21 protein-coding genes and 3 tRNA genes are annotated in these 21,093 nt (G+C 64.2%); 14 read left to right on the top strand and 10 right to left on the bottom strand.

The genetic code is table 11. The features are described from left to right. Positions 1 to 277 precede the first annotated feature (277 nt). From V5A20_RS06960 to ruvX, 3 genes are read left to right on the top strand one after another with little or no spacing between them, the layout of a single operon-like run. Positions 278 to 2,518 carry a RelA/SpoT family protein gene (locus V5A20_RS06960; protein ID WP_332315069.1) on the top strand — a complete coding sequence of 747 codons (2,241 nt, stop codon included), beginning with the start codon at positions 278 to 280 and terminating at the stop codon, positions 2,516 to 2,518. Between the two features lie 41 nt (positions 2,519 to 2,559). Continuing rightward, positions 2,560 to 2,946, top strand: coding sequence for an HU family DNA-binding protein (locus tag V5A20_RS06955; RefSeq protein ID WP_332315070.1), 387 nt, complete (start codon positions 2,560 to 2,562; stop codon positions 2,944 to 2,946). A 52-nt stretch (positions 2,947 to 2,998) separates the two neighbouring features. Beyond that, entirely contained in the window at positions 2,999 to 3,430 is a 432-nt protein-coding gene (ruvX, locus tag V5A20_RS06950; RefSeq protein WP_332315071.1) for a Holliday junction resolvase RuvX, read from the top strand. Positions 3,431 to 3,441: 11 nt separating this feature from the next. Here ruvX and V5A20_RS06945 read toward each other — a convergent pair whose 3' ends face one another. Together V5A20_RS06945 and V5A20_RS06940 are read right to left on the bottom strand one after the other, a co-directional pair. Then, positions 3,442 to 4,482, bottom strand: coding sequence for a DUF72 domain-containing protein (locus tag V5A20_RS06945; RefSeq protein WP_332326982.1), 1,041 nt, complete (start codon positions 4,480 to 4,482; stop codon positions 3,442 to 3,444). A gap of 23 nt (positions 4,483 to 4,505) precedes the next feature. Beyond that, positions 4,506 to 5,036 carry an HIT family protein gene (locus V5A20_RS06940; RefSeq protein WP_332326981.1) on the bottom strand — a complete coding sequence of 177 codons (531 nt, stop codon included), beginning with the start codon at positions 5,034 to 5,036 and terminating at the stop codon, positions 4,506 to 4,508. A gap of 173 nt (positions 5,037 to 5,209) precedes the next feature. On the opposite strand from V5A20_RS06940, the gene V5A20_RS06935 reads away from it, so the two are divergent. From V5A20_RS06935 to V5A20_RS06920, 4 genes are all read left to right on the top strand, one after another. Next, positions 5,210 to 6,043, top strand: coding sequence for a PHP domain-containing protein (locus V5A20_RS06935; protein ID WP_332326979.1), 834 nt, complete (start codon positions 5,210 to 5,212; stop codon positions 6,041 to 6,043). 47 nt (positions 6,044 to 6,090) lie between these two features. Beyond that, the gene (ribH, locus tag V5A20_RS06930) at positions 6,091 to 6,582 is read left to right on the top strand and encodes a 6,7-dimethyl-8-ribityllumazine synthase (protein WP_332315075.1); all 492 of its coding nucleotides are present in this window, start codon (positions 6,091 to 6,093) and stop codon (positions 6,580 to 6,582) included. A gap of 121 nt (positions 6,583 to 6,703) precedes the next feature. Further along, a tRNA-His gene (locus V5A20_RS06925) sits at positions 6,704 to 6,777 on the top strand. Positions 6,778 to 6,813: 36 nt separating this feature from the next. Next, positions 6,814 to 6,891, top strand: a tRNA-Glu gene (locus tag V5A20_RS06920). A gap of 80 nt (positions 6,892 to 6,971) precedes the next feature. Here the strand turns inward: V5A20_RS06920 and V5A20_RS06915 are convergent. Together V5A20_RS06915 and V5A20_RS06910 are read right to left on the bottom strand one after the other, a co-directional pair. Beyond that, positions 6,972 to 8,123, bottom strand: coding sequence for a tRNA-queuosine alpha-mannosyltransferase domain-containing protein (locus V5A20_RS06915; RefSeq protein ID WP_332326978.1), 1,152 nt, complete (start codon positions 8,121 to 8,123; stop codon positions 6,972 to 6,974). 43 nt (positions 8,124 to 8,166) lie between these two features. Beyond that, entirely contained in the window at positions 8,167 to 8,403 is a 237-nt protein-coding gene (locus V5A20_RS06910; protein ID WP_332326977.1) for a hypothetical protein, read from the bottom strand. 199 nt (positions 8,404 to 8,602) lie between these two features. Here V5A20_RS06910 and V5A20_RS06905 point away from each other — a divergent pair, with 199 nt between their 5' ends. Then, positions 8,603 to 9,322: a ComF family protein gene (locus V5A20_RS06905; protein ID WP_332326976.1), complete on the top strand. Its 720-nt coding sequence runs from the start codon at positions 8,603 to 8,605 to the stop codon at positions 9,320 to 9,322. Positions 9,323 to 9,347: 25 nt separating this feature from the next. Here the strand turns inward: V5A20_RS06905 and msrA are convergent, their stop codons facing one another. Beyond that, complete coding sequence (gene msrA / locus V5A20_RS06900; protein WP_332315079.1) at positions 9,348 to 9,908, bottom strand: peptide-methionine (S)-S-oxide reductase MsrA; 561 nt, start codon at positions 9,906 to 9,908, stop codon at positions 9,348 to 9,350. Positions 9,909 to 10,176: 268 nt separating this feature from the next. Between msrA and ndk the strand changes: the two genes are divergently transcribed. Beyond that, positions 10,177 to 10,605: a nucleoside-diphosphate kinase gene (gene ndk / locus V5A20_RS06895; protein WP_332315080.1), complete on the top strand. Its 429-nt coding sequence runs from the start codon at positions 10,177 to 10,179 to the stop codon at positions 10,603 to 10,605. Beyond that, on the top strand, positions 10,602 to 11,915 hold the full coding sequence (locus tag V5A20_RS06890) for an exo-beta-N-acetylmuramidase NamZ family protein (protein WP_332326975.1): 1,314 nt from the start codon (positions 10,602 to 10,604) through the stop codon (positions 11,913 to 11,915). The genes ndk and V5A20_RS06890 overlap by 4 nt, the downstream gene beginning before the upstream one ends. Here the strand turns inward: V5A20_RS06890 and V5A20_RS06885 are convergent, their stop codons facing one another. Continuing rightward, a complete protein-coding gene (locus V5A20_RS06885) occupies positions 11,916 to 12,161 on the bottom strand; it encodes a DUF3098 domain-containing protein (RefSeq protein WP_332315082.1) in 246 nt (81 codons plus the stop codon). 154 nt (positions 12,162 to 12,315) lie between these two features. Here V5A20_RS06885 and dacB point away from each other — a divergent pair, with 154 nt between their 5' ends. After that, positions 12,316 to 13,752, top strand: a complete 1,437-nt coding sequence (gene dacB / locus V5A20_RS06880; RefSeq protein WP_332326974.1) for a D-alanyl-D-alanine carboxypeptidase/D-alanyl-D-alanine endopeptidase — start codon at positions 12,316 to 12,318, stop codon at positions 13,750 to 13,752. Positions 13,753 to 13,798: 46 nt separating this feature from the next. Further along, positions 13,799 to 14,266: a rod shape-determining protein MreD gene (gene mreD / locus V5A20_RS06875; RefSeq protein WP_332315084.1), complete on the top strand. Its 468-nt coding sequence runs from the start codon at positions 13,799 to 13,801 to the stop codon at positions 14,264 to 14,266. 40 nt (positions 14,267 to 14,306) lie between these two features. Here the strand turns inward: mreD and dapA are convergent, their stop codons facing one another. After that, on the bottom strand, positions 14,307 to 15,215 hold the full coding sequence (gene dapA, locus V5A20_RS06870; RefSeq protein ID WP_332326973.1) for a 4-hydroxy-tetrahydrodipicolinate synthase: 909 nt from the start codon (positions 15,213 to 15,215) through the stop codon (positions 14,307 to 14,309). Positions 15,216 to 15,272: 57 nt separating this feature from the next. Then, positions 15,273 to 16,013, bottom strand: a complete 741-nt coding sequence (dapB, locus tag V5A20_RS06865; RefSeq protein WP_332326972.1) for a 4-hydroxy-tetrahydrodipicolinate reductase — start codon at positions 16,011 to 16,013, stop codon at positions 15,273 to 15,275. A gap of 225 nt (positions 16,014 to 16,238) precedes the next feature. On the opposite strand from dapB, the gene V5A20_RS06860 reads away from it, so the two are divergent. Both V5A20_RS06860 and V5A20_RS06855 read left to right on the top strand, forming a co-directional pair. Further along, positions 16,239 to 16,311, top strand: a tRNA-Ala gene (locus V5A20_RS06860). A 209-nt stretch (positions 16,312 to 16,520) separates the two neighbouring features. Then, positions 16,521 to 17,912, top strand: coding sequence for a cryptochrome/photolyase family protein (locus V5A20_RS06855; RefSeq protein ID WP_332326970.1), 1,392 nt, complete (start codon positions 16,521 to 16,523; stop codon positions 17,910 to 17,912). A gap of 613 nt (positions 17,913 to 18,525) precedes the next feature. On the opposite strand, the gene V5A20_RS06850 is transcribed toward V5A20_RS06855, so the two are convergent. Together V5A20_RS06850 and V5A20_RS06845 are read right to left on the bottom strand one after the other, a co-directional pair. Continuing rightward, a complete protein-coding gene (locus V5A20_RS06850) occupies positions 18,526 to 18,792 on the bottom strand; it encodes a hypothetical protein (protein WP_332326969.1) in 267 nt (88 codons plus the stop codon). 1,298 nt (positions 18,793 to 20,090) lie between these two features. Continuing rightward, entirely contained in the window at positions 20,091 to 20,558 is a 468-nt protein-coding gene (locus V5A20_RS06845) for a cupin domain-containing protein (RefSeq protein ID WP_332326968.1), read from the bottom strand. Positions 20,559 to 21,093: the final 535 nt, after the last annotated feature.

The following is a 21,093-nucleotide window of genomic DNA, read 5'->3' as shown; positions in this document are numbered from 1 at the left end:
GACCCGGAGTCGGCCGAAGAGGAAGCGTCCACCGACGCCGACCAGAATGAGGCCGGTCCGGACGAGACGGAGAAAGACGATCGCTAGGATCTGGAGGCACCCCTTTTTCGGCACCGCAGGGCGTCGTGAGTCGATCACGGCGCCTTTTGCTGTTTGGGCGCAGGATGTGTGTTGGGGGTGGAAGGCCAAACTGAGATTGAGCTGGGAAACCTGTAGGCCCCCCGGAATTTAAAGGCAGCATGAGCATGCTTCTTGAGTTGCCTCCACCGCTCTGTCCATGATTCAAGCGTCGGCTGTCCCGCAGAAAAGCGAGATCGAGATCGACACGAAGTACGAGGAGCGTCTCGAAGCGCTTTTGGCATGCTGCCGGACTCATCTCCCCACCGTCGACGAGGACATGATCCGCCGGGCCTTCCGGCTGAGCTACTGGGCCCACCGCAACGACTGGCGTGAGTCGGGGGAAAAGTACGTCAGTCATCCCCTCCGCGTGGCGACCATCGTGGCTCGCGACATCGGGCTCGACGACACGAGCGTGGCGGCGGCCCTGCTTCACGACGTGGTGGAGGACACCGAGCTCTCCCTGGACCTGATTCGGGACGAGTTCGGCGACACCATGGCCACCATCATCGACGGGCTTACGAAGATCGAAGGGGTTTTCAGCAGCCAGAAGCTTGGGCAGGCCGAAAACGTCCGGAAGTTGATGCTTTCAATGGCGTCGGACCTCCGCGTCATCCTGGTGAAGTTTGCGGATCGCCTCCACAACATGCGCACGATCGAGGCGCTCCCGAAGAAGAAGCAGCTCCAAAAGGCCAGTGAGACGAAGGAGCTGTTTGCCCCGCTCGCCCACCGGTTCGGGCTGTTCAAGATCAAAAGTGAGCTGGAAGACCTCAGCTTCGAAGTTTTGGATCCCGAGGCGTATACCCACATCGTGGATCGGCTCGAAGAGATGGCCGAGCAGCGGGAGGCCTACATCGCTGCGTTTATCGACCCGCTCGCCGAGCACCTGGAGGAAGAGGGGTTCGAGTTCGAAATCAAGGGCCGGGTGAAAAACGTATACTCCATCCATCGCAAGATGGAGCGGAAGAATAAGCCGATCGATGAGATCTATGACATCTTTGCGATCCGGGTAATCTTGCAGAGCAACGGCAGCAAGGGAAAAGAGGATTGCTGGCGCGTCTACTCGCTGGCAACGGACCTGTACAAACCGCTTCCCGAGCGCTTCCGTGATTTTATCTCGGTGCCGAAGTCGAACGGCTACCAGAGCCTCCACACGACCGTTTTTGGTCCGAAGGGGCGCCGGGTGGAGGTGCAAATCCGAACCCAGGAGATGCACGAGGTCGCCGAGCGGGGTGTGGCCGCGCACTGGAAATACAAGGAGGGGGCAGAGAACGTAGACGAGGAGATGGAGCGGTTTCTCGAGTGGGTGCGCGACCTCCTCGACAATCCGGAGCCGGAGGAGGCCACGGAGTTCGTGAAGGAGTTCCGGCTCAACCTGTACGACGAAGAGATCTACGTCTTTACCCCGCAGGGCGATCTGCTCACGTTGCCACAGGGGGCCACGCCGGTTGACTTCGCGTTCAAGGTGCACACGGAGGTGGGGATGCAGTGCATCGGGGCAAAGGTGAACGGCAAGATGGTACCGCTCTCGCAAGAACTGGAGAGCGGGGATCAGGTCGAGATCATCACCTCGGAGAAGCAAAACCCGAGCCCGGACTGGATCAACTTCGTCGTGACCCACAAGGCGCGCAGCCGCATTCGAAAGTGGAGCAACGAGGAGCGGCGCAAGGCCGTCGAACTGGGCAAAGAGATCTGGGCGAAGAGGAAGGACCAGGCGGACCTTGAGATCAGCGACCAGGACCTCCAGGGGGTGGCCCATGAGCTCAAATTTCCCGACCTCCAGCAGTTGTTCTACGAGATCGGGAAGGGGCTTTACGACCCGGACGAACTCGTCGATTACATAAAGGGCACCACGCGGTCAGAAGACGAGACCGTCGAGGAGCTTGACGAGGAGTCTCTTCGAGAGCAGTACGAGCAGTTTCTCGATGCCGCGCAGGAGACCGAGAAGCAGGCCCTCGTCATCGACGGAGAGGTGCAGAAAGACCTAGCGGTAAACTACGCGTCTTGCTGCAACCCCATTCCGGGGGACGAGGTGTTCGGCTTCGTGAGCAAGACGGGCACGGTGAATATTCACCGGTCGAACTGCCGCAACGCCTCGGACCTGCTCGTGAACAAGGCTGATCGCATCCTGGATGTCGACTGGAGTCACCAAAAGGACGTCCAGTTTGTGGCGGCGCTGCGCCTGATGGGGGAAGACCGGGTGGGGATGGTGAACGACATTACGACGGTCATCTCCAAAAACTTGAAGACGAACATCCGGTCCCTGACAATTGACACCGAGGACGGCATCTTTTCCGGCACGATCATGCTTCACGTCTCGGACCTGGAGCACCTGCAGCGCTTGATTGAGCGCCTCAAGCGCATCGATGGCATCCAGGGCGTGTACCGGTTTAAGGAGTAATTCGGGCCTTCGCTCGCATTCCGACACAAGTTTTTCCCCTGATGGCAGACGAAGTCGATACGGCAACGAAGGAAGACGTGGCCCGCCGCGTGGCCGACATGCAGGACTGTCCGCTGTACGAGGCCAAGGAGCAGGTCCGGTCCGTCCTCACGGCCCTGGGCGACCTCATGATTGAGGCGGACCCGGAGCGGCGGATTGAACTCCGCAACTTCGGGGTGTTTGAGGTAAAGAAGACGAAGGCCAAGCCGACGGCCCGCAACCCCAAGACCAATGAACCGATGTTCGTGCCGAGCCGGCGCAAGACCCTGTTTCGGCCGGGCAAGCGCGTCGAGGAAGTTCTCAAAACGCCGCTCCGCGAGCTGGGCTACGAGGTGCCGGAGGGAAGTGCGAGGCGGAACGACGGGGAGGCCGCGGGGGACGAAGAGTAGCGGTCCCGTGGGGAGGCCAGTCTGTTTGATGCACCGTGTCCGTCAGTCCACTGTGAGTACACTCTCATCCGAGGCCCGTGTCGTCGGGGTCGACGTGGGCACGAAGCGCGTTGGGGTGGCCGTGGCCGATCCCCTGCGCCTGTTTGCCCGGCCGCACGGCACCTACGCGCCGGAGGAAGCCCTCGATGAGCTCCGCACCCTGCGTGCCGAGGACGGGATCGACCGGGTTGTTGTGGGGTGGCCGCTCACCGAAGAAGGGGCCGCGGAGGAGGCCACGGAGATGGTGGAGGCCTATGTGGATCGCATCCGCGACACGCTCGGGACAGTGGAGGTTGTACGGGAGGACGAGCGGTACACCTCCGAGATTGCGAAAGACCTGCTTCGAGAGGCTGGGGTGAGCCAGCCGGGGCGCTACGACAAGGGACGCGTGGACGCGGCCGCCGCCGCGGTTATCCTGCAGGGCTATTTGAATCGGGCGGAGTAGCGTGGGCGAAGCTACCCCCGGCTTTCGATGTGATCCAGGATGCGGTGGGCGATGGTGCGGTTCAGGTCCGGTGCGTTGCCCCACGCCCGGTTGTTCGCGATCACGTTGAGCGTTGCGTTCTGGGCTTCCGCCCGAAAGGCGAGGGCGGTCACGTCGAGTACCATGTCGTGGGCCTGCTCCGTCTCGCTTAGCTCAGAGACAGGCTCCTCGAAGGGATGGGCCGTCGCGTACGCCTCCGCGTACTTCATGTCGCGCGGCGTGAGAAGGCGCGTCACCACCTGCTCGTCCGCTGCAGTCAGCCGCTCGCCGGTTAGAGCCCATTGCCTGCGGAGAGGGGGCAGCCAGGTCCAGTGGCTAAAGACGTGCCCCAGCCCGCGCTCGGCGAGCCAGTCGAAATAGGGGCCTCTCAGGAGGTGCTCGGACCGCAGTTCGATGTGAGGTTGAGGGGCGTCCGGAAGGGTCCCGAAGAAGTCGTCGAGCTGCTGAACGTTTTCGGCGGGGCTCGGGCTGTCGGCCACGCGCTGGTACTCCTGCTGGAAGACGATGCCGTCCAGCCGATCGCCCAGAATGCTAAGGGCAGGCTCATGAAAGGTCTCCACGTAGCTCTCGGCGTCGAGAAAGGTGGGATTGTCCACGAACTGTCCGTCCCGGCGGAGGCTGCGGGCGAAGAACTTCTGCGGGGCCTTGAGGAGGAAAGAGGCGTCCGGGGGGGCGTGCTCGGCGTAGTTGGAGAGGACGTGGTAGTTGGAGCCACGCTCGTCGTTCGCCTCCAGCAGCGGGCGGTAGAACGTGAAGTCCAGCTCGAGCACCTCGAAGTGCTCGAAGTAGTCGCGCACCGATTCGATGGGCACGCGCCGCTCCGTGAACGTCTCGCCGCCCATCTTGCGGGAGCGGGTCGACACGCGATCGGCGTAGCGCTCGGGGGAGTAGATCTGGCCGACCCAGCCGCCGTACCGGTTGCTGGCCGTGCCGAAGCGAACGTGTGGGTGAATCTCTCGAAAGTTGTACGCGTCCACCGCGGTGCGGCGGTCGTCCATCGAAGCGGTGCTCATGGGGGCAGAATGGGACGTGGGGATTATTCGGAAGACGCTTCGGCACCGCGTTTCGTCGAATCGCGTGCCTCGGGGGACATGGCCGTGCGGAGTTTGTCGTAGGTCGTCTGGAGGTCTTCTGGGAGAACCTTGGTGTCTGCCGTAGCGGGCATGAAGTTGGTGTCGCCGTCCCACCGTGGCACGATGTGGGCGTGGAGGTGCTCGGGGATCCCGGCCCCGGCCGCCCGGCCAAGGTTCATCCCCATATTGAAGCCGTCCGGGGAGAGGGCCTCGCGGAGCCACCCCATGCAGCGGTCGAGGGCGGCCGCGAGGCCCTGCTGCTCAGCAGGAGTGAGGGCATCGTACTGTGTGACCTCGCGGTAGGGAAGGATGAGCAGATGGCCGCTGTTGTAGGGGTGCCGGTTCATGATGACGAATACGTGCTCCCCTCGCCACAAGATTAGATTTTGCTCGTCCTGCTCCTCGTGCAGTAGGGCCGTGAAAATCGACTCGTCGGCGTCGGGCTCCCGCTCGTTTGCCTCAGACACGTACGCCGACCGCCAGGGGCTCCACATGCGATCCATCGGGTACTAAGTGTAGAGAAAAAGGCACGAGGCGAGGCTGCGTGTACGAACCCGAACGGACCGGTTCGGTTCAGTCGCATCGGGAGACTTGTCCACTTTTTTTGCCGGAGACGCTCCCGCACAGACACGGCCCCGACGTCGATGGCAATAGGCCCTCAGACCGGATGTCCTCCGACCCCGTCTACGCCGACCTCCACACCCACACCCACTGCTCCGACGGGACCCTTCCCCCAGACACACTGGTGCGTCGGGCCGCGGAGCGGGGCGTGGAGGCGCTCGCGGTGACCGACCACGACACGACGGCGGGTCTGAAGGACGCCCGCAGGGCGGCCCACGCCCATGACATTCGGCTCGTGACGGGCGTGGAGCTCAGCACAGAGGTTGACGGCCACGCAGTCCATCTTCTGGGCTACGGGTTCGCCCCGGGACATCCGGTCCTGGCCGACTATCTTGCGTCGTTTACGGCCCGACGCCGAGAGCGTCTCCGCCGGATGGTGCAGCGGCTCGCGGATCAAGGGATCGATGTCTCTTCCGACACGATAGACCGGCATGTGGGGGCGAGTGCAGCGCCGGGCCGTCCCCATCTCGCCCGGGCATTGACGGAAGGGGGACACGTTGACACCTATCGCGATGCGTTCGAACAGTACCTTGGTGCGGAGCGGCCCGCGTATGTGCCGGCGCCGACCCAGCCCGCAGGGGAGGCCATCGACGCGGTCCACGCCGCGGGCGGCGTCACAGTGGTCGCCCACCCCGGCCAGTGGATGCCAAGCACCGTACTCCGGACCCTTCGCGACCGGGGGCTGGACGGCATCGAGTGCTACGCGTCGAGCCATCCCGAGTATCTCGTCGACTACTACCAGAAGATTTGCCGGAGCCACGCGTTGCTAATGACGGGTGGTTCCGACTATCACGGGGGGACGGGGACAGAAAACACGGAACTCGGCAGTGTAGGGCTCACCCGTGGCCCGTGGGAACGATTCGAGGACGCTGCTCTGTAACAGCGTCGCGTAGATACATCACCCTTTGGCTTCCGACCATCCGCGCAATGCCCACCCATCTCGAAGGCGACCTCGTCGTCAACGGCCACCGTTTTGCCCTCGTCGTGGGCCGCTTTAACGAGCACATCACCGAAAAGCTGCTCGACGGGGCCCTCGACACGCTGGAGCGCCACGGGGCCGACCGGGACGACGACGTCACGGTCGTTCACGTGCCGGGCTCCTGGGAAATCCCCGTCGCGGCCCAGAAGTGCGCGCGGTCGGGCACCTACGACGCGGTCATTTGTCTGGGGGCCGTCATCCGCGGCGAGACGCCCCACTTCGACTACGTGTGCTCGGGGGCCACGAGCGGGACGATGCAGACGGCGCTCGATACGGACGTGCCGGTGCTGTTCGGCATTCTGACGACGGATACCGTCGACCAGGCGATCGCGCGTGCGGGGTCGAAAGCGGGCAACAAGGGCCGCGAGGCCGCGGAGGCTGCCATCGAAATGGCGACGCTCATGCCAAAGCTTGACGGCGAGCACCGTGCGTCTCAGTGAGCCGGAAGGGGTGCACGGAAAGTTCACGGCGCGACGGGGGCCGTGGCGGGATCGTGACGAAACGTATCGGCGCGAATGTGCGTCCGAAGTGGTACCCAAAAAGGCCACCGCCTCGTACACGGTGGGTGTAGCTCAGTTGGTTAGAGCGCTAGGTTGTGGTCCTAGAGGCCGTGGGTTCAAATCCCACCACTCACCCTGCTTTGATCCCGGAGCGACGGGATCGCACCTGATGCCGCGTTCGTCTAGCCTGGTCTAGGACGCCGGCTTTTCACGCCGGTAACACGGGTTCAAATCCCGTACGCGGTACCATTTCGTTTGTCCCACGGCGCCGGAGGAGTGCCTCCGGGGCCCCTTTTTTTGGGACGGTACTTCTTCTCGGGCGATGGTTTTTACGCCGGAGCGAGGGAGTGTTCAGCAACGGCTTCGAGCATGTCATCGTAGTCTTCCGCGTGAGAGGCCCAATCGAGTGGGGCGGGCATCTGGCGCAGCGTGTCGGGCGGAAGGGGGCGCTCCTCCCGTTCCAGAATGGAGCGCAGCACCTCGAAAAGGTGGTCCTCGTCGTCATACAACACCGGGGCATGGAGGAGGGGACGGTGGTGCGTCTCGGGGATGAGCTCGGGGTAGCTGAGGCGGTTGGGCAGGACCGGGTGGCAGCCGCAGTAGATGGCCTCCTGAATGGCCGCCCCGAAGAACTCGTGCCGGGCCGTGGACACCACCACGTCGGCCCGATGCAAGAGGCGGCTGTACGCGTCGAAGTCCTCGGCGTAGCCGTAGTGCAGAATGCGCCCCGCGTAGCGCTCGAAGGCCCGCTCGAACTCCTCCGGCTGCTCGTAGAAGTGCTTGCCGGCCAGAATGAGTTGAAACGGCACCCCGGCGTCGTCGAGTCGGTTCATCATTCGAAAGAAGCCCGACGGGTTCTTGTCGTACTCCCATCGCTGGTTCCAGAGCACGATGGGCGGGGAGGTGCCCCGGGGGGTCCGTTCGGTGCGGGCCCCCGCGTACTGGTCATGGGCACGCAGGTCGAGGCCCGGGTGGAGCACCGTGCTTTTGTCGCGGATGTCGCGCACGGTGTGCATGTTCGTAAAGTCCGGGAAGTCGCGGAGAAGTTGAGGGAGCGCCTCAATGAATTCGTCGAAGTGGGACTGCGTGTTGAACACAACCCGGTTGGCGGCCAGGGCCGAGAGGTAATTCGTGATGGCGTAGGCCCGCTCCCGCTCCTCGTCGGGCGGCACCGGGTAGGTGAGCTGGTTCTCGTGGAAGTACGCGACGGCCGGCACGTCGCTGAGGTGGGGACGGGCGAGAGACAACACAGCCGGCAGGTTGACCAGGTCCGTGGCGAAGAGCAGGTCGGGCTGGAAGCCGCCCTCCACGACCGAGCCCACCTTCTGGGCCAACGTCACGCCGCCCCCTTCCATGCGCCACTGCCAGAAGCGGCCCGGCATGGTCACCGACCGGACGTCATGCGCGCTGTGCTCGGCCAGCCCATCCAGAAAGCGACGACGCGATCCGCTATACCAGGGTTCGAGGGCGAGAATGTTCATCGGCGGGCGGACGGCAGTACAAAGAGGGGGCGGAGGCGAGCGGCTACCGCTCGTCAAGACGCTCGCGCAGGGCTTCGTCCTCAGCGGGGGTCGCCGGACGCACGATCGCGATGGACCGCTCCTGAAGGGCCCGGCGAAGGGTGGGGTCCCGCACCTCTTCGGGCGTGATGAAGGACTCCTCCCCCGGGTCGAGACGAAGCGGGCGGGACGACATCGACACCTCCACGGCCTCGGATCCACTGTTTTTGATAAGCATGCCACGTCGAATCCGGTCAGACATCGGCCCCAGCGCGTGCGTGAGAGACGGAGTGGTGAGAGCGTTCTCGGTAAGAATCGGAGAACGCCCGAGCCTCTTCATGTTGACTCCACACCCGAAAACCTATACACTACCGGGTAGGGTTGCACCCCGTCGGCGGCATTTTATTGAAAATCTGTCCTTCTGGCCGGCTGGATTGCGGGTCGGCAGGGCGAGGTGCGCGATGTCTCTTCGATCTTCACGGTTCTTGGGCGTCGCCCAATTCCTGCGCGATCTCGGACGGGGCCTGCTCAATGTGGTCTATCCACCGCGGTGTCTCGGGTGTGGGGCCCGGCCGCAGTCGGTGCGGCTTCCGCTTTGTCCGCAGTGCCTGCAGTCGCTGGGGCGGGCGCCCGAGATGGGCGTGGCCGCCCGGTTGGATCGGCTGCCGGTGGGGGGAGGGGTGTTCGATGGGGCGCTGGCGCTGTGGGTCTTCGACAAGGGCGGGACCCTGCAGGCTGTTCAGCATGCGCTCAAGTACCAGAACCGCCCGCGCTACGGCGTGCCACTGGGCCGGCTCATGGGAACCGCCTTTGCGGACCGATATCCTGCCCCCGACGGCGTCGTGCCGGTGCCGCTTCATCGGACACGACGGCTAGAGCGGGGGTACAACCAGAGCGCCCCCCTCGCAGAAGGCGCGGCGGAGGCGTTGGGCTGTCCCGATTGTCCCGGGCTCCTGACCCGCCCGCATCCCACACGGTCACAGACGGGCCTGTCCCGTGCGGAACGCTGGCAGAACGTGCGCGACTCCTTCTCGGCCGATCCGGCGGCGGCCGAGGGGCGCTGGCTGCTGGTCGACGATGTGCTCACGACAGGCTCCACCGCCGTGGCTGCCGGCCAGACGCTGGCCGACGCAGGGGCCGACGCCCTCTATCTCATGACGCTCGGCCTCGCCCGGCAGTGACGTGCACCCTGCGGGCCTCTACGGACTAGGAGGCCGTGCTCGTCGCTTGTCCTTGCAGCTTGTTGGCGTGCTTCTTTCGGAGCTTGGCCACCTTCGGAGAGATGACGGCCTGGCAGTAGGGCTGCGACGGATTGCGCTCGTAGTAGTCCTGGTGCTTGTCCTCGGCCTGGTAGAAGGTGTCCAGGGGGTCCACTTCGGTCACGATCGGGGCCCCAAAGACGCCGTCGGCCTCCAGGTCGTCGATGAGGGCCTCGGCGACCTCCCGCTGCTCGTCGTCGTGGTAGAGAATGATTGAGCGGTACTGCGGGCCCACGTCGGCGCCCTCCCGGTCTTTGGTCGTCGGGTTGTGGATGGTGAAGAAAATTTCCAGGAGATCGCGGTACGCAATGACCGACGGGTCGTAGGTCAGCTGTACCACCTCGGCGTGGCCGGTGGTGCCGTTGCAGACCTGCCGGTATGAGGGGCTTGGAACGTGGCCCCCCGCGTAGCCGGAGACAATGTCCGTGACGCCATCCACTTCTTCGTACACCGCCTCTAAGCACCAGAAGCAGCCGCCCCCGAGGGTTGCGTGGTTGAGACTCGACACAGGTTGAATGGAGGGTTGTGAGAAGAACGGACCTTGTCCAATGCATTCGGGGGAGCCCTGTTGCCGAGCAAGAGGGGAGAAAAATACGGATGGCACACTCGTTACGAGCAGGCCTTGAAGATTCACGGATGACTAACACCTGTGAGACTGCAAAGAGGCCTCCATCCCATACTTTTAGAATGTGGTCTCCGATACCGTAGCTTTCACCACGGTCTCGGATCCATGACTGGAGCCGTTTCATCACCTCTCATTTCTCCCTTCTTCCCCCATGGCCATTGAACGCACCCTTGCCATCCTCAAGCCCGACTGTGTCCGCAAGGAAAAGATCGGCGAGGTTCTTCGCCGCATTCAGGACGCCGGGTTTCAGATCCGCGCCATGAAAATGGTTACGATGTCGAAGGCCGAGGCCGAAGGCTTCTACGCGGTCCACAAAGACAAGCCGTTCTTCGGCGACCTGACCGACTTCATGTCAAGCGGGCCGTGCGTGCCTGTCGTCCTCGAAAAAGAAAACGCCATCGCGGACTTTCGTGAACTGATTGGGGCGACCGATCCGGACGAGGCCGCGGAGGGCACCATTCGGAGCGACTTTGCGGGGTCCATCCAAGAAAACATTGTCCATGGATCCGACTCCCCATCGAATGGACAGAAAGAGGCGGCCTACTTCTTTCCCGAGCACGAGATCGTTGCCAACTCGTGAGCCTGCAGGCATTTCGTACCGGACCGGGGCGGCGCAAGGCCCTCTTCTTGGCCCTCGGACTTGTGGCCCTCGCGCTCGCAGGCTGCAGGGCGGAGGCCCCGCCTGCGCCGGTGCAATCCGGGGCCGAGGTGCTCGCGGCCGACGACTTTGCCTCCCTTTCGGGCCAGCGTGTGGGGCTGATTGCCAACCACACGACGCGCGTTGACACGTCGCACCTGGCCGATCGCCTCGCGGCGGCCCCGAGTGTAGAGCTCGGGGCCATCTTCGCGCCGGAGCACGGCTTTCGAGGCACGGCGGGGGCGGGCGAGGCCGTGGACGATGGCCGCGATCCCCGCACCGGCGCGCCGGTCTACAGCCTCTACGGCGACACGCGCCGACCGACGCCGGAGAGGCTCGCGGGACTCGATGCCTTGGTGTTCGACGTGCAGGACGTGGGCGCCCGGTTCTACACGTACATCACCACGATGGGGCTGTCGATGCAGGCCGCCGCCGCGGCGGACCTCGAGTTTGTGGTGCTGGATCGCCCGAATCCCCTCGGGGGAGGCTACACGGACGGGTTCGTATTGGAGCCGGACCACGCCTCGTTCGTGGGGCGGTACCCGATTCCGATTGCGCACGGCCTGACGATCGGGGAGCTGGCCCGCTACATCCGGGCCGAACGGCTCCTTCCGGGCGTGGGGCGCCTCGACCTGTCTGTGGTCGCGATGGAGAACTGGACGCGCAGCCTGCAGTGGCCGGACACGGGCCGTGAGTGGAGCCCCCCGAGCCCGAACCTGCCGACCTGGGAAACCGCACTGCTGTACCCGGGGATGTGTTTTTTTGAGGGCGTGCGGGTCAGTGAAGGGCGCGGGACAGAGCGCCCGTTTCGTCAGATCGGTGCGCCGTGGTCGCCGGAGGCGGCACAGCAGGTGGTCGATACGCTCCGCGCCCGCGACCTGCCCGGAGTGAGGGTGGACACGACGGCCTTCACGCCCCGTTCCATGTCCGGGGCCCCGGCCCCACGGTTCGAAGGGGAACGGGTCTACGGGTTTGAGGTGCAGGTGACGAATCGGCGCGTCGTGGAGCCGGTAAAGGTTGGCATTCACGCCCTCCATGCGATGTACCACCGGGCCCAGGCCCGAGGCGACACAGCCTTTGTGAGCCGGCCCGAGCACCTTGCGCGGCTGGCGGGCACCGATCGGCTGCATACGCAGCTCCGGCACGGCGCGCCCCCGGAGGCACTCATTGCATCCTGGACGGACGCTGTGGAGACCTTTCGGAACCGACGGGCCGCCGCGTTGCTCTACGACGAGGAGGGAGCGAAGCGCTAGTCATTGGTCCTCTCCGGCGATCTCCTCGCCTGGAGCCCACAGGAGCGCATAGATAATTTCGGCGTACCCGCCCAGGATGAGGACGGGGGATACGTAGAGAGAAATGAAGCCCTGATATGCGTTTTCGAGGTACATCGTCACGAAGCCCGTCACGATGAGCGCCACGCCAATCAGAAGGAGCATGTAATTCCAGTTCTCGAAGACGAGGATGCCGGATCGGTCTTGGCGCCGAGAAGACTTGGGCATGGGGCAGAGGGAATTAAGAACGTGAATCAACCCGCCAAGGCGGTGACGGAGCGAGACTCTCCAGAGAGGCTTGCGTTATCAAGACAAGGAAACCATGGGTCTTTGGGGGAGGTTCCAGCCGCCATCGTCTCTCGCCTCCTTAATGCGCACCGCAATGCATCGCTGGTATGTCCTCGTGACAGGGCTTCTGCTCTTGCCCGGGCTTCTGCCGGAAGGGGGTGAGGCACAGCCCCTCGCGCCCCAAATTGATTCGCTGCTTCAAGAGCGTCGGGCCGCCCATGCGTTTTGGGGCATCAGTATTTACGACCTTGAGCGGGACAGCCTGTTGTACGGGCGGAACGAGGACCGGGGCTTCCTGCCGGCGTCGAACCAGAAGTTGTTTACCACGGCCGCGGCGCTCGATCTGCTGGGGCCGGAGCACCGGTACGAGACGACGCTCACGTTCGACGGGACGACGCGGGACTCGGTGATGCAGGGCGACCTGCGCCTCGTCGGCTCCGGAGACCCGACGTTCGGAAGCACGGCCCTGGCGCGCACGGATCCCCTCCGCGAGTGGGCCGAGCGCCTGGCCGAGATGGGCGTCCGTCGGATTGAGGGACGCCTGGTTGGGGATGGCCAGGAATTTCTGGATGGCTTTTACCCGGACGGCTGGAGCGTGAACTACTTGACGCGACAGAAGGGACAACAGATGGGCGTCCGCGCGGGAGGGCTCAGCTACCGGGACAACACAGTGCCCGTCACGGTCCGCGCGACGCAGCCCGGGGCGCCGCCCGAGGTCCGCATCCAGCCCGAGGGCGTGTTGTCGGTGCAGAACGAGGCCGTGACGAGTGAGCGGTGGCGGGGAAGCACGCTGTTGATCAACCGGACCTTTTCCACCAACAAGATCGTCCTGACCGGCTCGGTGGCGCGATCCTACGGTGGGGTGCGCAACGTACCGGTGAGCGACCCGACGGCCTTTACGATCCGCATCTTTCGAGAGCGTCTCCGGAACGCCGGCATCGAGACGGACTTGGAGCTCGTCAACGCCGCTGCGCTCGAGGCGTCGTCCGGGGAAGGGGAGCTCTTATTTGTGCACCTGTCGCCCCCCCTGTCGGAAATCGTGGAGGAGATCAACAAGCAGAGCAACAACTTCTACGCGGAGCAGGTCCTCCAGACATACGGATGGGGCGGGTCTACACGGGGGGGGGTTCGGCGGACCGAGTCGTTCCTGCGGCGGGCCGGAATTGACACGCGGGCCCTTTCCCTCAACGATGGATCGGGGCTGTCCCGCAAAAACCTCGTCACGCCCCGATCCGTGCGGGCGCTGCTGGCCCATATGGATGCCCACGCGGCCGGCGATGTCTTTCGCAGGTCGCTGCCACGCGGTGGAGAGCGCGGCACGACCCTCCGTTCGCGCCTTGGCCGCACGTCGGTCTGGGCCAAAACGGGATCCCTCGCCTTCATCCGGGGGCTGAGCGGGTACGTTGAGCGTCCGGGTGGGGGACGTGTGGCGTTCACCCTGTTTGCCAACAACTACACCGGCCCGTCCTATCAGATCACACACACGATGGATGACATCGTGCGGCTGTTGGCGGCCCCTCCTCCGTCCTGATGGACCCGCGGAGTGCTTGTGCGTCACGCCCGTCGATTTTCCCTGTATGTCCCGTTCTGTACGTCGCCTTCTTGCCGCGGTTGGAGTGTTTGGGCTGCAATGGCTCATTGTGGGCCGCCTGCGCATTTACGGGGCCTATCCGGACGCCGTGCTTCTCTTCCTGGGGTGGTACGCACTGCGGGAAGGGCGCTGGCGCGGCACCCTGGCAGGCGCGGGGCTCGGGGTCGCTCTGGACGTGGTCTACGGGACGTGGGGCATCCACATGTTCGTGAAGGCCCTGATCGGATTTCTGGTGGGCCGGTTTGCGGTGGAGGAGCACACGCCCCTCATCATTCGGCCGCAGCAGGCCCTTCTGGGCGGGCTCGTGGTGGCCCTGCTGCACAACGGGCTCTTCGTCGTGTTTGTCGCGCTGCAGTCCCAGGCCACGACGGGCTTCCTGCTGTACGGCCTGTGGCTCGGCTCGGCGGTCTACACGGCCGCCATGGGGGCGGTCGTGGCGCTCTTCGCACGGTGAGGCCCCAGCCGCGGCGCGACGGGAGCGTCCTGCGTCCGGGTCAGGCGACCGTCACGTCAATCAGGTCGTCGAACGCGGACAAGACCCGCTGGCGGACGGGGGAGCGTTCGTCCATCGGCGTGAGGGGGAGGCGCACGTGCGGCTCCATCCGGCCGAGCGCGGCGCAGACGTCTTTGATTGGCACCGGGTTCGTCTCCAGGAAGCAGGCGCGCATGGCCGGCAGAAGCTCGGCGTGTCGTTCGCGGGCCGTCGCCAGGTCGCCCTCGAGCGCGGCCTGCACAAGCGCACAGAACGGCTCCGGCAGGGCGTTGCTGATGACGGAGACGGCCCCGTCCCCGCCCATGGCGAGGAGGGGGAGCGCCATCTCGTCGTCGCCGGCGTACACCCCGAAGCCGTCCGGCCGATGAGACAGAAGGTCGTCGATCTGCTCGATCTCGCCGGAGGCCTCTTTGATGCCGACCACATGTGGCACCGTTTCGGCCAGATGAAGCGCGGTCTCGGGAGAGATGTTGAAGCTGGTGCGCCCGGGCACGTTGTAGAGGATGATCGGCGCCTCGGCGGCGTCCGCAATGGCCTTTACGTGCGCCGCGAAGCCCGCCTGGGAGGGCTTGTTGTAGTAGGGCCCCACCACCAGCAGGCCATCAGCCCCAGCGTCCACCGCCGCTTTTGAGAACGCCACACTTTCGTCGGTGTTGTTGGTCCCGGTGCCGACGACGACCGGCACCCGGCCGTCCGCCGCGTCCAGGGCGGCGTCCACGAGTTGGCGCCGTTCCGCTTCTGTGATGGTGGGGTTCTCGCCGGTGGTGCCCAGCACGACGAGGGCCGAGACGCCTCCCTCGATTTGATCGTCGATCAGGCGTCGGAAGGCGGCCTCGTCGATCGCGTCGTCGGGCGTGAAGGGGGTCACCAGGGCCGGGGCCACGCCGCGGAAGAGCAGGTCGTGTGTCATGGGAAAAGACGTCGTGTTGGTCAGTGGGAAGAGGGTGCAGTCGACGGAGGGATCGGGTCAGTCATTGAGCCAGTCGTCCAGCACGTCGTCCAGCGTGAAGAGCCCGGTGCGCCCGCTGAGCCACTCCGCGGCCCGCAGAACGCCCGCGGCGAATCCACGGCGATTCTTGGCCCGGTGGCGGAGCGCAACCCGATCGAAGGGGCTATCGAATCCGACCGTATGCTCCCCGAACGCAGTCCCGGCACGGGTGGAGCTGACGTGCACGGCCGAGGGGTCGATGCGCTGGTGCTGCGTCTCCGGCTCGACGTGGTCTTTGCGGTCGAGCCCGTCCACAATCTGTTTGGCGAGCATCTGGGCCGTGCCGCTGGGGCTGTCCGCCTTCTTCGTGTGGTGAAGTTCTTGCACGAATGCGTCGTAGTCGTCGAGTTCGTCCATGAGCCTCGTGACGTGGTCGAGCGCCCGGGACAGCACCGCGACGCCAATCGAAAAGTTGGGCGCGTACAGCACGCTGGCGTCGTGTTGTCGGACGAGGGCCTGGACCTCGTCGAGCGCATCGTACCACCCGGTTGTGCCCATCACCAGGGGCACCTGCCACTCGCAGCAGCGCCGAAGATGCGGGACCGCCAGCTCGGGACGGGAAAAGTCGACGGCCATGTCTGCATCTCGCACAGCGGAGCGGGACGCGTTCAGGAAGGGCTGATCGGAATGAAAGCGGGCGACGACCTCGTGGGATTCGGCCTCGGCCTCCCGAGCCACGGCCTGCCCCATCTGTCCGGTGCCAACGAGTGCAAACCTCATAGAGGGAGAGAATGGTGAACATGAGTACGACGGCATTCATACGGACCGCGGATGCCTCTTGTTACCCCGGCCCCGCCCGGGGACGCTTCCGCAGACGGTCCGGACAAATTCGATGAAACGACCTCCAAACTCCACTGCGCGGGAACGTCAGAATGGGACTGAAGTACAGCCCTATCGGACAAAAAACAGCGGCGTCGCAGCCGACTCCGAAAGCACAATCATTCTGGGGCCATAGCTCAGTCGGTAGAGCGCTTGCATGGCATGCAAGAGGTCCGGGGTTCGAATCCCCGTGGCTCCACTTTTGGGTGCCCCGAGCCGTGACCCTCCCCCCGCCCCGCGGCTCTGGGGCACCTATTTTATTGCCTGAACGCGTGCTGGCGAGGACATCCCACCATCCCTCGAAGCCTGAACGCGTCTGCCATCGCTCCCTGTGTACTCGGTCCGGTCTGAGGGCCGGTCGGGCTTCTTCCGAAGGTTCGCTCCTACACAGACGCTAGGTTGTATACAGTGCCCGGCCGCAGCCTCTTCCTTTTTCGGCGTGACCTCCGGCTGGCCGACAACACAGGGCTGGCCCGGGCGTGCCGCTGGTCGGACGAGGTCGTACCGGCCTTCATCTTCGACCCGCGACAGTGCGACCCTGAGCAAAACTCGTTCTTCAGCGAGCACGCGTTTGCGTTCATGATCCGCTCGCTGAAAGAGCTCCAGCGGCGCCTTCGAGAGCGGGGCGGGCGGCTGTTCGTCTTTGAGGGCGACCCGGCTGAGATTCTCAGCAGGCTTATCTCCAGCGGCGACATCTCGGCGGTCCACGTCAACAGAGACTACACGCCCTTCTCGCGGCGCCGGGACGACAAGCTGCGCTCGGTGTGCCGCGAGCAAGGCGCGCAGTTGCAGTCGTCGAACGCTCTTCTTCTGACTGAGCCCGAAGAGGTCCAGCCCAGCGGCGGAGGGGCCTACCATACCTTTACCCCGTTCCGGAGGCGCGCGCAATCCGTGCCCACCCCATCGCCGAGGGGCAAAGTGGAGGGGCCGTTCTGTGATAGCCCCCTCTCGGTCGAAACGATTCCCCTGGAGAAGTACGATCGCAACTCTACGGACGCCCTGCGGGCAGAGGGGGGACGGGCGGAAGGAATTGCGTTCCTCGAGGAGGTCGAGACGCTTGGGGCCTACAGAGACGCCCGTCACCAGCCGGCGCAGGAGTCGCTCACGGCCCTCTCGGCGCACCACAAGTTCGGCACCATTTCCATCCGGGAGTCCCTCTACGTCGTGAAGAAGGCGTTTGAGGACTACCACAAGTTGATCAGTCAATTTTACTGGCGGGACTTCTACACCCATCTCCTCTTCCACCGTCCCGAACAGCTCACCACCTCGCTCCGCCCCATTGGTCGCCACATGCCGTGGCGCAACGAGCGGGGCGAGTTCGACCGCTGGCACAAGGGCATGACGGGCGTGCCCTTCGTCGATGCCGGCATGCGCGAGCTGCGGACCACCGGCTACATGCACAACCGGGTGCGCATGGTGGTCGCCAGCTTTCTCACGAAAGACCTGCTCATTGACTGGCGCTGGGGCGCGCAGCATTTTGCGCGGACGCTCACCGACTACGATCCCGCCGTGAACGCCGGCAATTGGCAGTGGGCCGCCTCGGTGGGCACCGACTACCGGCTCCGCATATACAACCCCTACGCCCAAGCCGAAAAGCACGATCCCGAGGCCCAGTACATCAAGCGCTGGGTGCCGGAGCTCCGGGACGTGAGTGCCGACCGGTTGACCTCCGGTCACCAGGTGGACTTCTCGGGGGCGGCCCCAGGCTACCCGGTGCCGATTGTTGACCGGAACGATGCCTACCACCGCGCGAAGGACGCATTTGATGAGGCCAACCAAGCCTCAGGGCAAGTCCAGTGAGACTGAGTCTGCACCCTGGGGCAGCCCACGCGCTCGTCGCGGGCGGCGGGCGGTCTGCCGGGCCGTTTTTGTGAGCGGCAGTGCGTCCACTAGGCCCAGTGGGAGAGGACCTGGTAGACGGGTCTTGGGACCGGAGACAAGCACTCTCTGCCAAATCTACTCAGGACCTACGCCAAATCTTTGTGGAGAGACTCTTGCACTGGGGCGCAGCGTACCGTACAATGAGGTTGTGCGTTGCGCACGGAAGCCAACCAGCTGTTGACCTTCGGGTCGACCGGCTTGTTTGTGCCTCCTGCGTGACGCCTTTAAAGCCTGCTCGACAGCATCCTCCCCCGCCCAGCTGTCGATGCAGGCTTTTTTGTGTTGGGGGCCACCTCTGACGTCTCACCTCTCTTCAATTTTCCCCCTGGCCATCATTGCTCGCCCCCTCAATCCAGGATCCCACAGGGCGTCGGGCCTTGGGGGGATGCGCCCGGTGCTCCGGTCCGGTTGAGCCTAGGCACGTTTTGAGCGGTGGTCTCTCGCGCAGGTCTGCAGGACGAGATGGGAAGCGACGGCTGCGTCTCGAGGTCACGTTGGGGGAAGCCGGAGGGCCGGCGGTCCCTCTCAGGGGCTACCGAGGCGACCGTGTTGTGGGGGGCGGTCGGTCTTGGCGGTCGGAGGACTCGTTGTCGTCCCAGAAGTAGTGCACCAGCAAGGCATAGAGGACCGACGCGATGCCAATCTCAACAAACGTCCAGAACGACCACGCAGCAGGGGTGCCGACGAGGTAGTTGAAGAGCGCCGTGACGGGAAGAAGCACCAGGACGAATATCCCAGCGCGAACTGCTCCTCTCTGGAGTGGGGGTTTGGAGCGGAGGTTGAGAAGGTATTTGAGCATGCGCGTGAGGGGGCAAAAGGGGCAATCGATAAAAGGCGGGGCGTGTGCCCCGTGCCTCGGAAGACGCCATTCTCTTCGAGTACAGGGTACAAATCTTCTCTCACTCGTGCCAAACACTTATCTCTCCGGAGGAGATTGTATACGACAGAATTCCGGTCAGGAGTGAGCGGCCCCGTTGTTGAAAGAATTTGGTTAGGTCCCAATCCTTTGGGTTTTCGGGACGAGTCTTCCGTTCTGGACGCCTTTGCTCTTGCCCCCCGGCTTGAGAAGTGGGTCCGCCGGTTGTTTCCGGCGTTGTGCCGGGCGTGGCTCCAAGCCAAAACTCACAACTCTCGGACGCGACCTAAAATTCAATCGTCTGAATGGGGCCACCCCCGGAGCACTTTGAGTGCAGCGGCGATGTACTTTCAGAGAGAACCTCGCGGAGTGGCGCTGGAAGATGGCCTTCGAGGCAGCACTGCGCCGACCTGCCCCTGACGCGTTTGACGAGACCTTTCAGCCGATCGGGGTGGCCTCTGGAAGAGTCACCGCGCGGACATTGTGTCGTGCATAACGGGGAGTCTCACCATCAGGCAGGCGTCGTGCTTTCGCCCTTGGGCATTGCGTTCCCGCCGGCTTTCGTGCGAGGGGCCTGTGACGGCCGTATGTGTCTCCTCGTCCCCGAAGGCCGAGCGCTTCTTCGTCTGCCGGTCGGGTCTAGCGGCCCGCTGCCTTCCCACAGCGTGGGCAGTACAGTTCGTCGTTTGGGCCCTTCACCCAGCCCCGCTCTTGAAGAACAACCTCTGGCGCGTTGGGCGAATCGGGATTGGGATAGAGGCCGCGCGCATCCTCTCGCGTCACTGTTGACCCGGTGGGGCAACCAGCGCACTCGTACGAAGAGGGGTATGAGACGTCTGGCATAATTTACGAAGGACTGAGGGAAAAAGGTCGTTCGCTGAAGACATCAGGGTCCCTCCGCCGTGGCGGCAACCACAGTGGACGTGGCCCGGGGTGATGCCTAGCAGGCAAACTGGGCTGAATTTAGGTGCATGTTCTGCACTAAAGCTAACGAGACCGTCCCCCGGGCCGTCAAGGCGCATCCGTAACGGAGTCGACAACTCAAGACTGTTTGGGGCTCTGGCTGCATTGAGGCGGTCACGAGCCGGAGCGGCCGCGAGCCTCATCTGCGTAGACCGCTGGGCTCACGAGTTTGGGGATGGTCCACATCGGGAGGACACATGGGTTCGGCGGGGTTTCAGAATATGAGCAGAGAGCACCCCGGATCGTGTCTTTAAGCCATTTACGGCGCGCCTCCATCGTTACGGCTCAAAAGTGGTGATCACAAAAATGACCAGGGGCTCATTCCCTGTGTTGCGGACCGCGTGGTACGCACTTCCGCGCACCGTCGTGATCGTGCCCGTTTCGATGGGGTACCTGCGTGCCGCGGCTTCCGCGTGGTCTTTCTCCAGGTAGGCCCCCGTGCCCTGCATCACGACATAGAGCTCCTGTTCGTTGCGGTCGCCGTGCGTATGAAAGCCGACACTGTCTTCTTCGGTGGGAAGCACCATGTAGGCGCCGATTCGGTTGTTCACAAGGTCCCCCTCTTCAAACATTTGCAGCAGGTACGTGGCGCCGGAGCCCCCGTACATTTCCGTCCGCTTATCGTATCGGACGGCCGACCGGGGCTCGGCGCCGTAGTGGTAAACGGTCGTATCCAGCACCTCGTCGAGCAGGGCGTCGAGGCGCTGTCTTTCATCGGAGGAGAGGGGGTGGCGCTTGCGTGCCATGAAAGTGGGAAGCGGTGGAGAGAGAATCGGGACGAAGGAGGGGGACGCCGCTTTCAGAACGCGCTGCGGCACGGAGCAGAGACAGGGCAGGTTTCCGCCCCGGCAATCTTCTCACACTTCTTGCAAGTGGTGAGGACTGACGCGGGACCGTGGCACTGCGGATCTACAGGTCTGCAACGTGTGGCATCCCATGTCTTTCCGCAAGCGTCCGTGGGACGGGGGCGTCTGCAACAGTGGCATTGCGAGTGCCCCATCCCGAGGACACGCGTCGGGACGAGCAGTCGAACGCCTCGGCCCATCAGATCAGGAAATCAGAGCGGCAAATGCGCAGGGCCCGAACGGGGAAGGGCGGGCGTTGACCCGCCTCCGGGAACGAAACCGCGAAAGAACAAATGGGAGAAGCTGGAGCACGTCCCAGTCCCTCCCCCATCCCAAAAGAAAAGCCCCTGAGCCGCCACAAAAGGCGATTCAGGGGCTTGTGTTGTGGAGATGCCGGGAGTCGAACCCGGGTCCGTGTAGCCGCACAGGCAAACCT

This window comes from Salinibacter sp. (assembly GCF_036626415.1).
GTDB lineage: Bacteria > Bacteroidota > Rhodothermia > Rhodothermales > Salinibacteraceae > Salinibacter.
This window is presented reverse-complemented; position numbering and strand designations above follow the sequence as displayed.